Source organism: Allobosea sp. (genome assembly GCF_030694325.1).
Lineage (GTDB): Bacteria > Pseudomonadota > Alphaproteobacteria > Rhizobiales > Beijerinckiaceae > Allobosea.
The window spans coordinates 1-10,505 of record NZ_JAUXYO010000210.1; the positions used below are offsets into that span (position 1 = coordinate 1).

The 10,505-nt window shown below is 71.0% G+C and carries 10 protein-coding genes; 2 read left to right on the top strand and 8 right to left on the bottom strand.

What is annotated here, in order from left to right; genetic code table 11:
- Positions 1-67: 67 nt before the first annotated feature.
- From bchC to Q8M82_RS13895, 3 genes are all read right to left on the bottom strand, one after another.
- Entirely contained in the window at positions 68-1,000 is a 933-nt protein-coding gene (bchC, locus tag Q8M82_RS13885) for a chlorophyll synthesis pathway protein BchC (RefSeq protein ID WP_305691930.1), read from the bottom strand.
- A gap of 108 nt (positions 1,001-1,108) precedes the next feature.
- Complete coding sequence (locus Q8M82_RS13890; RefSeq protein WP_371126354.1) at positions 1,109-2,275, bottom strand: methyltransferase; 1,167 nt, start codon at positions 2,273-2,275, stop codon at positions 1,109-1,111.
- 2 nt (positions 2,276-2,277) lie between these two features.
- On the bottom strand, positions 2,278-3,147 hold the full coding sequence (locus tag Q8M82_RS13895) for a polyprenyl synthetase family protein (protein WP_305691931.1): 870 nt from the start codon (positions 3,145-3,147) through the stop codon (positions 2,278-2,280).
- Positions 3,148-3,243: 96 nt separating this feature from the next.
- Between Q8M82_RS13895 and crtD the strand changes: the two genes are divergently transcribed.
- Entirely contained in the window at positions 3,244-4,782 is a 1,539-nt protein-coding gene (crtD, locus tag Q8M82_RS13900) for a 1-hydroxycarotenoid 3,4-desaturase CrtD (RefSeq protein ID WP_305691932.1), read from the top strand.
- A 155-nt stretch (positions 4,783-4,937) separates the two neighbouring features.
- Positions 4,938-5,651 carry a hydratase gene (locus Q8M82_RS13905; RefSeq protein WP_371126355.1) on the top strand — a complete coding sequence of 238 codons (714 nt, stop codon included), beginning with the start codon at positions 4,938-4,940 and terminating at the stop codon, positions 5,649-5,651.
- 143 nt (positions 5,652-5,794) lie between these two features.
- On the opposite strand, the gene Q8M82_RS13910 is transcribed toward Q8M82_RS13905, so the two are convergent.
- The 5 genes from Q8M82_RS13910 to Q8M82_RS13930 all read right to left on the bottom strand — a co-directional run.
- A complete protein-coding gene (locus tag Q8M82_RS13910; RefSeq protein WP_305691933.1) occupies positions 5,795-5,977 on the bottom strand; it encodes a hypothetical protein in 183 nt (60 codons plus the stop codon).
- A 16-nt stretch (positions 5,978-5,993) separates the two neighbouring features.
- Positions 5,994-7,070: a phytoene/squalene synthase family protein gene (locus Q8M82_RS13915; protein WP_305691934.1), complete on the bottom strand. Its 1,077-nt coding sequence runs from the start codon at positions 7,068-7,070 to the stop codon at positions 5,994-5,996.
- Entirely contained in the window at positions 7,051-8,595 is a 1,545-nt protein-coding gene (locus Q8M82_RS13920; protein WP_305691935.1) for a phytoene desaturase, read from the bottom strand. Before Q8M82_RS13920 ends, Q8M82_RS13915 begins: the two co-directional genes overlap by 20 nt.
- Positions 8,589-9,482: an alpha/beta fold hydrolase BchO gene (gene bchO, locus Q8M82_RS13925; RefSeq protein WP_305691936.1), complete on the bottom strand. Its 894-nt coding sequence runs from the start codon at positions 9,480-9,482 to the stop codon at positions 8,589-8,591. The genes Q8M82_RS13920 and bchO overlap by 7 nt, the downstream gene beginning before the upstream one ends.
- Positions 9,479-10,505, bottom strand: a 1,027-nt coding sequence (locus tag Q8M82_RS13930) for a VWA domain-containing protein (RefSeq protein WP_305691937.1), incomplete at its 5' end; no start/stop codon positions are given. The genes Q8M82_RS13930 and bchO, both read right to left, overlap by 4 nt.

A 10,505-nucleotide genomic window follows, 5' to 3' on the forward strand; every position in this document is an offset into this window, starting at 1 on the left:
GCCTCGTCGCGCAGGCGCGCGGCCATGGCGGCGGCGGGAGAAGGGACGGGATTTCGGATCTGGATGTTCACGAGCAGGCACTCCAATCCAGGATCATCTTGAGACAGGACGGATCGCTGAAAGCGGTGCGATAGGCGGCCGGCGCGTCATTGGCCGGGGCGCTGTGGGTGATGAGCCCGTCCAGCGAGAGCCGCCCGTCGGCGATCAGGGTCATGACGACATCGAGATCGGCCTGACGCCATTCCGCGGCGACGCGCAGGCGCGCCTCGCGCATGAAAGCCGGCGGAAAGGCAAAGGAGATCGGCTTGTCGTAGAAGCCGGCGAGCACAATCTCGCCCTGCGGAGCGAGCCGGCCGATCAGCGTGTCGACCAGGGCGGCATCGCCGCTGACGTCGTAGATCGCGCAGTAATCCTTGCGGCTGTCGTCTCCGGGCGGAACGACGGCGTAGCCCTGAGCCCCCGTGGCGCGCATCGGGTTGGTTTCCCAGACGACCGGTGCGCCGCCATGGGCGACCGCGATGCGGGCGAGAAGCCGGCCGAGCACGCCATGGCCGATGATGAGATCGGGCAGTGCCGCGCCGGCCAGGGCATGCTGGGCGGTGCCTGCCAGCGCCAGCAGGACGCCGCTCTGGCCGAGATCCTCGGGGATGGCCACGGCCTTGGCGCCGGGCACGACGAGATGGGAAGAGGCACCACCGAACAGGCCACGCGCCTCCTTGAAGCCGCGCGAGCCGGGCACGAAGACGAGATCCCCGACGCTGCGTCCAGAGGCGTTGCCGGCCTGGATCACGCGGCCGACCGATTCGTAGCCCGGCACCAGCGGATAGCCCATGCCCGGAAAGGGCGGCATCCGGCCCGACCAGAGCAGGCGCTCGGTGCCCGTCGAAATCCCGCTCCACTGGGTGGCGACGACCACGTCCTCAGGCCCGGCCGCAACGAGTTCCAGTTGGCTGAGAACCAGATGCTCGGGCCTTTCGACGAGGACTGCCAGCGCATGCATCGGGGCACTTTCGAGGTCGGGAGCCGGCCGGCTTGGCCAGGCTCCATCGCCTGAGTGTCAGGTTATCGGAACAATCTAAGGTGTCAAATTGAATTTACACTTTTTGTGTCAGGCGACACGTGCGGTCAGGCCGCCGGTCAGCAAGGGGCGCCGGGTCTTCAGCCGGCGGACATCGGAAAACCCGGCATCAAGGAGGAATTGCGTCAGTTCGGCGGGGCTGCGTGCCCGACCGCTGCCCATGGCGAGCAGGTAGAAGGCGAAATAGACCTCGGCCATTCGCCGGGTCTCGGGTGAGCCGGCCATCGGTTCCGCAATCAGCAGAGTCCCGCCCGGTGGCAGGCAAGCGCGAATCTGCGCCAGCAATCCCCGCACCGCGTCGTCGTCATGGTCGTGCAGCACCCGGACCAGCGTCACGAGATCGGCGCCCTCGGGAAGCGAGTCGCGATGCATGTCACCGCCGAGCGTACTGGCGCGCGCGCCCAGCCCTTCCGCCTCGAAACGGGCCTGCGCCCGCGCCGCCACGGCCGGCAGGTCGAACAGCATCAGCGCCGGCGCTTTCACTTGCCGCGCCACGCGGATCAGGAAAGCCCCCTCACCACCGCCAACATCGAGGATGCGCCGATGCTGGGAGAAATCGTAGGCCGCCAGGATGTCGTCGGCGACGAAATGCTGGGACTGCGCCATCAGCGCGCTGTAGGCCGCCACCTCCGCGGGAGGCGCCGCCGCCGGTTGCTCGGCCGTCGCATAGCCCCAGTAACCCGACAGCGCCGTGGGGCGGCTCTCGCCCCGCAGCAGAGCGAGCGGATCGGCGAGATCGTCATAGAGCAGCCGGTGATGCGCGATCATGGCGCCGACGCCGGGATTGCCGAGCAGCGCGGCCCCCAGCATGGCGAGCCCATAGCGTCCGCCGCTGCGACGCTCGACCAGGTCGAGCGCGGCCGCCGCGCCCAGCAGGCGCTCGGCCGACGCCTCGCTCAGGGCCAGGCGCGGTGCCAGTTCGGCAGCACTGCGTGGCGCCTCGTCGAGGATACGGAACAGGTCGAGCTGGACGCAGGCCTGCAGCACCTGCGCGTAGACGAAGCCGGCGCAGAGATCGAACAGCGCCTGCGAATTCCGCTTTGCGATCGGCTTGGTCAGGGGAAAGGAGGCGGCGAAGCGCTGGAAGCGCGGGCTCGCCACCAGCCGGTTGCGCCAGCCCGCCAGCCGGTCGGCCAGCGAGACCGGCCGGACCGGTTCCGCGACAGGCCCGGCGGCTGTGACCGAGGCCGGGGGCACGGTCAGGCCGCGCGGCGCTGCAGGCTCTCCGGCAGGAAGCTCTTCGCCGTCAGGCCGATCAGCGTCCCCAGATCCTGCCGGCCCGGGCAGGCCGGAATGGCGGCGATCGCTTCCAGCACCAGCGCATCGAGATGGGCGATCGCCGGACCGAGCCCGTAGGTGAGAGCGTAGTTCGGGCGCAGATGCGCCGCGTCCTGGCCGCAGGGCTTGCCGAGTTCCTGAGGCGTCGCGGCGACGTCGCGGATATCGTCGGCGACCTGGAAGGCCTCGCCGAGCTTTTCCCCGAGCCAGCGCCAGTCCTGATGCGAGACGCCGGCCGCCGCGGCGCCCGCCATCGTCGCGCCGGCGAACAGCGCTCCGGTCTTGGCCTGGTGATAGAGCGCACAGTCGATCGCCGGTTCCGATTCCCAGGCCTGGCCAGCGACGATGCCGCCGCGGCTGCCGACGGCGGCGCTGACGACCCGCACCAGCGTCGCCAGGCTCTGCGGCCGCCGCGCAGGCGCCTCGGCCAGCGTCTCGAAGGCCAGCACGATCAGCGCATCACCGGCCAGCACCGCCAGCGGCTCGCCATAGGCCTTGTGGACCGAGGCCTTTCCGCGGCGCATGTCGGCATCGTCGAAACAGGGCAGGTCGTCATGGACCAGCGAGGCGCAGTGCAGGAACTCGATCGCCGCCGCCGCCGCACTGGCCATGGCGGGGTCGGCATCCTCGCAGGCCCGCGCCACGGCCAGCGTCAGCCGCGGCCGGATGCGCGCCCCGCCGGGAAACACGGCATGGCGCATCGCCTGGGCCAGCAGCGGGGGGCAGTTCTGACGGTGCCCCGCGGCCAGCGCCGCCTCCAGGGTCTGTTCGATCCGTGTCCCGGTATCCATGCGACCCTCCGAATGAGCGTTATTTCAAACTGACATTCTATGTGTCAATAAGAGTGGACAGTTTCACGCTGAAGTCAACGGGGACGCGGAGGGCGAGTGGGCACGCGATGCATCGTCGTCATCGGCGCGGGTATCGGCGGGCTGGTCTCGGCCCTGCTGCTCGCCGCCCGCGGCTTCGACGTCACCCTGGTCGAGAAGGCCGATGCCCCCGGCGGGAAAATGCGCGAGGTCGCCGTCGCCGGCCGCAGGCTCGACGTCGGCCCGACCGTGATGACGATGCGTTGGGTCTTCGACCGCATCTTTGACGAGGTCAGCGAGGCGCTCGAACGCCACGTCACATTGACGCCGGCCACCATATTGGCCCGCCATGCCTGGAGTGAGACAGAGCGGCTCGACCTCTTCGCCGACCGCGCGGCCTCGGCGGATGCGATTGCAGCCTTTGCCGGGCCTGCCGAGGGGCGCAACTACCTTGCTTTCTGCGACCAGGCGCGCGGCCTGCACGACGCGCTGAAGGACAGCTTCATGGCGCGCGAGCGGCCGAGCCTGCTCGGGCTGGTGCAGCATATGGGGCTGGGTGGCCTGCGCCAGCTCTGGGGCGCGAGCCCTTTCGGCACGCTCTGGGATGCGCTGGGCCAAACCTTCCAGGACCAGCGCCTGCGCCAGCTCTTCGGCCGCTACGCCACCTATTGCGGCTCCTCCCCCTTCGCTGCGCCGGCGACGCTGATGCTGGTCGCCCATGTCGAGCAGGAGGGAGTCTGGCTGGTCGAGGGCGGGATGCACCGGCTCGCACGCACCCTGGCCGCGCTCGCCGAAGCGAAGGGCGCGACGCTGCGCTATGGCGAGGCCGTCAGCGAGATCCTGGTCGAGGGCGGCCGCGCCGCGGGCGTGCGCCTCGCCTGCGGCGAGGTCCTGCGGGCCGACGCGGTCGTCAGCAATGCAGACGTCAACGCCATCGCCACCGGCCGGTTCGGCCGCGCCGCCGCCCCTTTCGCGACAGCGACCAAGCCCGCCGAGCGCTCGCTCTCGGCGCTGACCTTCGCCGCGGTCGCGCCGACAGGCGGCTATCCGCTGCACCGGCACAACGTCTTCTTCTCGCGCGACTACGCCGCCGAGTTCGAGGCGATCTGCCGGCAGGGCCGCCTCCCCGAGGAGCCGACGGTCTACGTCTGCGCGCAGGATCGCGACGGGGCGGGCGCCGCCCCGGACGGTCCCGAGCGCCTGCTCATCCTGGTCAACGCCTCGCCCTGCGGCGACCGCCCCGCTGTGCCACCCGAGGAGATCGAGACATGCCTGCGCAGGAGCCTCGCCCGGATGGCGCAATGCGGATTGGAGATCGCCCTGCAGCGCGACGCGATGTTGACGACGCAGCCCAGCGACTGGGAAGCGCTGTTTCCGGCGACGGGCGGCGGCCTCTACGGCCGCTCGACCCATGGCGCGATGGCGAGCTTCAACCGCCCGGGCTCGCGCAGCCGGTTGCCGGGGCTCTACTGGACGGGGGGGAGCGTCCATCCGGGGCCGGGCGTGCCGATGGTGGCGCTCTCCGGGCTGCTGGCGGCGCAGAGCGTGCTCGCGGACCTCGCTTCGACGTCGCGGTCGCGCCTGGCGGCTATGTCTGGTGGTATGTCGACGCGCTGAGCGATGACGGCCGCTACGGGCTCAGCATCATCGCCTTCATCGGCAGCGTCTTCTCGCCCTATTACGCCTGGGCGCGGCGGCGCGGCCGGCCCGACCCGCTCGACCATTGCGCGCTGAATGTCGGGCTGTATGGCCCCGGCGCGCGGCGCTGGACCATGACCGAGCGCGGGTGCCGGCATGTCTCGGTGGCGCCGGATCATTTCTCGATCGGCCCCAGCGCGCTGCACTGGGACGGACGGACGATGACCATCGCCATCGACGAGATCGGCATGCCGCTGCCGGTGCCGCGCCGCGTCCGCGGCACCGTTCGCGTCACGCCGCAGGCGATCACTGACCATGTCGTGACGCTGAACCCGAAAGGTGCCCATCGCTGGTGGCCGATCGCCCCGCTCTCGCGGGTCGAGGTCGATCTCTCAGAGCCGAAACTGCACTGGAGCGGGCCGGGCTATCTCGACATGAACCAGGGCGACGCGCCGCTCGCCGAGGGCTTCCAGAGCTGGCACTGGTCGCGCGCGCCGACGCCCGACGGCGCCGCCGTGCTCTATGGCGGCACGCGCCGCGACGGCTCGGCCTTCGATCTCGGCTGGCGCTTCGACGGCAGCGGCGGGGCGAGTGTCATCGAACCGGGCCCGACCGCCACCCTACCGAAGAGCGGCTGGCGCATCGCGCGCGAGACCCGCAGCGATCGCGGCCGGCCCGCCGCGCTGGTCGAGACGCTCGAGGACACGCCCTTTTATGCGCGCTCTCTGGTGCGGACCTCGCTCGGAGGAGAGAGCGTGACGGCCATGCATGAAAGCCTGTCTCTCGACCGCTTCGCCAACCCGGTCGTCCAGGCGATGCTGCCCTTCAAGATGCCGCGGCGGAGCTGAGTCCAGAGAATTTCCTCGGAACCTCACCGTCATCCCGGGCTTGCCCCGGGATCCATCGGAGGGCTCCGGAGCTTTACGATGGATCCCGGATCAGCGCGGCTACGCCGCTTGTCCGGGATGACGGCCTGGAAAGATTTCCGTGTTTACGTCTTGGCCGGCGATTGCCTGGCACCGTCGTTACTTGCCGCCACCGCAGCCTTTTCAGCCGCCTTGGCCGCGTCCTTCGCCTTCTCGCGGCGCAGGTCCCAGAGCTGATAAAAACCGAATCCGAGGCACAGACCGAGCGTCAGCACCATCTCGGCGATGATCAGCGTGCTGGATCCCATCGCGGCAGATCCTTCCTTACGGCCGCCTGACGGCAGAACGCTCGACCCGGCCGAGGCGCTCGAACATCTCGATCACCGCCGTGGTGCGTCCGACCAGATCCCACCATGGCAGGGCGGGTGGACGCAACGGCACCCGAGGCCCCTGCGACATCACGGCCACCGCCGTGACGAGATAGGCGTTGGCGGGCAGGGCCGGCAGTCCGAGCAGCGTCGGCTCCGCCGCGCCTGCCGCCAGCGCACGGGCGAGCAGTCCGAGCTTGCGCCAAGCCGGCACGACGGCCCGCCGTGACACGCCATCGTGACCGCGCCGCGCCACCTCGCGGCCGATCTCGGCATAGATCGACCGCGCCGCCCGGATACCGGAGCGGCAGGAGGCCGGCAGAGCCTCGATGCCCGCATCGGCCCGGGCATAGAGCCTGTCCGCCTCGGCCAGCAAACGCGCCACGACGCCGCCCAGCGCCGGCGAAAACCGCGGATCGGCGAGGAAGGCGTCAGGATTGATACCGGCCTCGCGCAGCCAGGACAGCGGCAGGTAGACCCGCCCCATCGCCGCGTCGGCGCCGACATCCCGCGCGATATTGCTGAGCTGCATGGCCACGCCGAGATCGGCCGCCCGCGCCAGCACCTCGGGCGCGCGCCGCTCCATCAGCGTCGCCATCATCACGCCGACCGAGCCCGCCACGCGCGCGGCATAGTCGCAGAGCTCGTCGAAATTCTCGTAGCGCCGCCCCTGTGCATCCCAGGCCAGCCCCTCGATCAGCGCCAGCGTCACCGCTGGCGGCAGACCGAAACCTCGCACCGTCTCGGAGAAGGCCCGGTCGACAGGGTGCTCATGCGGCCGGCCGGCATGGGCGGCGGTGACCCGCTGTTCCAGCAGCGCGATCGTGGCGGCATCGCCCGGCCCCTCGTCGATCGCATCGTCGGCGAGCCGGCAGAAGGCATAGAGCGCGGTCGCGGGCTCGCGGATATGGCGCGGCAGCAGCAGGGCAGCCGCCCTGAAAGACTTGGAGCCGACGCGCAGGATCGCGTCGCAGGCGGCGAGGTCCGCCACGGACGGCCCAGGGTATCGCGGGTCAGACCCGGTGTGTCGCATGAGGCACCACTGAATCGAGGATCTTGGCCGAGGAGAGAACACCGGGCAGGCCGGCGCCGGGATGCGTTCCCGCGCCGACGAGATAAAGCCCGTCGACCTCCTCGCTGACATTATGCGGCCGGAACCAGGCGCTCTGCAGCAGCCGCGGCTCGAGCCCGAAGGCCGCGCCATGGACGGAGAGCAGGTCGTCGCGGAATGCGGGCGGCGTCATCAGGCGCGAGGTGGCGAGGCAGTCGCCGAGCCCCGGCAGCAGGGTCGCCTCGAGCCGCTGCTGGATGCGGGCCCGGAACGGTTCGGCCTCGCGCGCCCAATCGACCTCGCCTTGCAGGTTGGGCACCGGTACCAGCGCATAGAAGGCGTCGCAGCCCTCCGGAGCCAGGGTCGGGTCGGTCGCGGTGGGGCGGTGCAGATAGAGGCTGAAATCCTCCGCCAGCACCTTCCGCTCGAAGATGTCGTCGACCAGCCCGCGATAGCGCGGCCCGAACAGGATCGTGTGGTGCGGCACGCTCTCGTAGCGGCGGCGCGTGCCGAAATACCAGACCACGACCGACATCGAGTAGCGCGCCCGCTTGAGCTTGGCGTCGCTCCAGCGCCTGCGCGGCTGCGCCTGCAGCAGGGTGCCATAGGTGTAGGCGGCATCGGCATTGGAGACGACGACATCGGCGGCGATGACCTCGCCATCCGCGAGCCTCACCCCGGTGGCCGCTCCCGCCGCCACGGTGATCTCCGCGACCTTCGCGGCATAACGCAACGTCGCGCCCTGCCCTTCGAGCAGGCGCACGAGGCCCTGCACCAGCGCGCCCGTGCCGCCATGGGCGAAATGCACCCCGAATTTGCGCTCCAGATGCAGAACCAGCGCATAGATCGCCGTCGCCGAGAACGGGCTGCCGCCGATGAAGAGCGGGTGGAAGCTCAGCGCCGTGCGCAGCCGCTCGTCGCGGACATGATGCGCCGCGAGCCCGTAGACGCTGCGGTCGGCCCGCAGCCGCGCCATCGCCGGCAGTGCCTTGAGCATGTCGACGAGCGTGCTGAACGGCACATCCGCCAGACGCTCGAAGCCGACCTTGTAGATCGCCTCGGCGTCCTTCAGGAAACCGCCATAGCCCGCCTCCTCGCCCGGGGCGAAAGCCGAAATCCGCGCCCGCATCGTCTCGACATCGCCGGAGCAGTCGAGGCTCGAGCCGTCGTCGAACATCAGCCGGTAGAACGGGTCGAGCGCGGTCAGGCGGATATCCTCCTCCATCCGCCGCCCGCACAGCGCCCAGAGTTCCTCGAACAGGAACGGCGCGGTGACGATCGTCGGACCGGCATCGAAGGTGAAACCGTCCTGCCGGAAGACGCGGGCCCGCCCGCCGGGCTGGTCGAGCGTCTCCAGCACGGTGACGCGATAGCCGCGCGCACCCAGTCGGATCGCGGCGGCGAGGCCGCCGAAGCCCGAGCCGATCACCACCGCATGCGGCCGGCGGTCGGCATCCGGCACGCGCGTGCCAGACCCCAGGCTCGGCGGATGAAGCTCGGTCAGCATGACGCGACGACCTCCCTGTGGCGCAGCATCTCGGCACCGATCAGAGACGCGATCTCCGCCGGCTTCTCCTCATGGATCAGATGCCCCGCGCCCGGCAGCGTCTCGATCCGCGCATCGGGCAGGCGGCGCGCCACCTCGCGCGCATCGCCGGGCGGCACCGCGCGGTCGCTCGCCCCGACGACCAGCAGCACCGGCAGATCGACCCTGCCGAAGCTCCGGCCCAGCGCCTCGAGATCCCAGTTCGCCATCATCCCGAGCGTCGAGGCGATGTGCACCCGGTTCGAGAACAGCCGCTGGTAGAGATCCTGCCCGCGCGCATCGAGCCGCGAGCCCGTGCCTTCCAGCAGCTGGGTCACCGCCTCGGCGCTCCCGGCGCGCCAGGCGAAGAGGCGCGGCACCAGCGGGTTGAGCACCAGCAGTCGCGCGACCGAAGGGAAGAGCTGGGACGCCACGCCCTTGAAGGGCAGGAAGGCCCCGTTCAGGCTGATCAGGCAGGAGGGCGCGACCGCCCCGGTCAGCACCATCTGCAGGGCGATGGCGGCGCCGGCGGAATGTCCGACGATCCCCTCCGGCTCGATTCCGAGCTTGCCGAGAAGGGCGGTGATGCCCCGCGCCATCGCCGGCAGCGAGAGCCGGTCACGCTCCGGCGCCTCGGTGAAGCCGTGGCCCGGCAGGTCGGGCGCGATCACATGAAAATCGCGTGCGAGCAGCGGCAGCAGATCCCGCCAGGAATGCGTTGCGGCGCCCGTGCCGTGCAGGAGCAGCAGAGTCGGCCCCTGCCCCATCTCCTGAACATGCCAGGACAGTCCGCCCGCCTGGACGAAGCGGCTCGCCGCGCGATGCGGCCAGTCGCGCCCCTCCCGCGCCCAGGACAGCGCGCCGCTCATCGGCCCGCCGTCAGGGCGAGACCGACCGCCCGACCGACGCCGGCCGCATCGGCCTGAGGCAACGGCAGATAGAGCCCGCCCATCGCCGCGGCGATGTCGGCCGCCTGCGGCTGGGGCTGCGGCGAGGTGTCGATCAGGATCGCGTTGAAACCCTCGCAGCACAGGCTCCGCGCCGCCGCCAGCGCATCGGCCTGTGCCTGGACCCGCCCCTGCCGCCCGGCGCGATCGATATTGGCGCGGCCATCGGTCATGAAGACGAGCGCCGGTGTCCGGCCCTTGCGCCTGACGGCGTCGGCCAGCGCGCAGGCGGCCTCGATCGCGGTCGCGAGCGGCGTCGCGCCACCGCCCGGCAGGCCGGCCAGCGCCCGTTCGGCCGCGACCAGCGAACGCGTTGGCGGCAGCACGATCTCGGCCTGGGCCTTGCGAAAGGCGATCAGCGCGACCTCATCGCGCCGGACATAGCACTCCGCCAGCAGCAGCCTGACGGCGCCCTTCGCCTCGGCCAGCCGCTGCAGCGCCGAGGACCCCGAGACATCGACCACGAACAGCGTCGCGGTCTCGCTGCGCTGCTTGTAGCGCGCGATCCGGAAATCCTCGCGCCGGACGATCAAGCCATTGCGGCCCGCCATCGCGGGTTCGCTGCGCCGCAGCCGCTGCCAGGGCGCCGCGGCACGCAGCGTCTCGACCACATCGAGCCGCGCGCCGCCGCGCAGATCGCCGACCTTCGAGCCCACGATGCGGCCGCGCCGCGCTACCTTCTGCAACTGCCCGGCCCGGCCGGCCGCGCGCGCCCGCGTCCGGCCTCCCGCCGCCAGCAACTGCGCCAGCAGACCGGCGGGGATTGCGGCCTTCGCGGCGTCGAGAACCATCTCGTCGAGATCGCGCGGCGGAGACTCTGCCTGCTCCTGGCTCTCGGGGGGCGGCGACTCCGGCTCCAACTCCGGCTCTTGAGCGTCCGTCTCCTCGCTCTGCCCCGGCAACTGTGTCGCGCGCGGCGCCAGCACGAGCGCGGCGGCGAGCGCC

Bases quoted from the DNA above. Each gene is read 5' to 3' on its own strand.
- Q8M82_RS13905 (WP_371126355.1), top strand. From the start codon at position 4,938: ATGACCGAGCGCGGGTGCCGGCATGTCTCGGTGGCGCCGGATCATTTC.
- Q8M82_RS13895 (WP_305691931.1), bottom strand. From the start codon at position 3,147: ATGGATACCGGGACACGGATCGAACAGACCCTGGAGGCGGCGCTGGCC.
- bchC (WP_305691930.1), bottom strand. From the start codon at position 1,000: ATGCATGCGCTGGCAGTCCTCGTCGAAAGGCCCGAGCATCTGGTTCTC.
- bchO (WP_305691936.1), bottom strand. From the start codon at position 9,482: ATGAGCGGCGCGCTGTCCTGGGCGCGGGAGGGGCGCGACTGGCCGCAT.
- Q8M82_RS13920 (WP_305691935.1), bottom strand. From the start codon at position 8,595: ATGCTGACCGAGCTTCATCCGCCGAGCCTGGGGTCTGGCACGCGCGTG.
- Q8M82_RS13915 (WP_305691934.1), bottom strand. From the start codon at position 7,070: ATGCGACACACCGGGTCTGACCCGCGATACCCTGGGCCGTCCGTGGCG.
- Q8M82_RS13910 (WP_305691933.1), bottom strand. From the start codon at position 5,977: ATGGGATCCAGCACGCTGATCATCGCCGAGATGGTGCTGACGCTCGGT.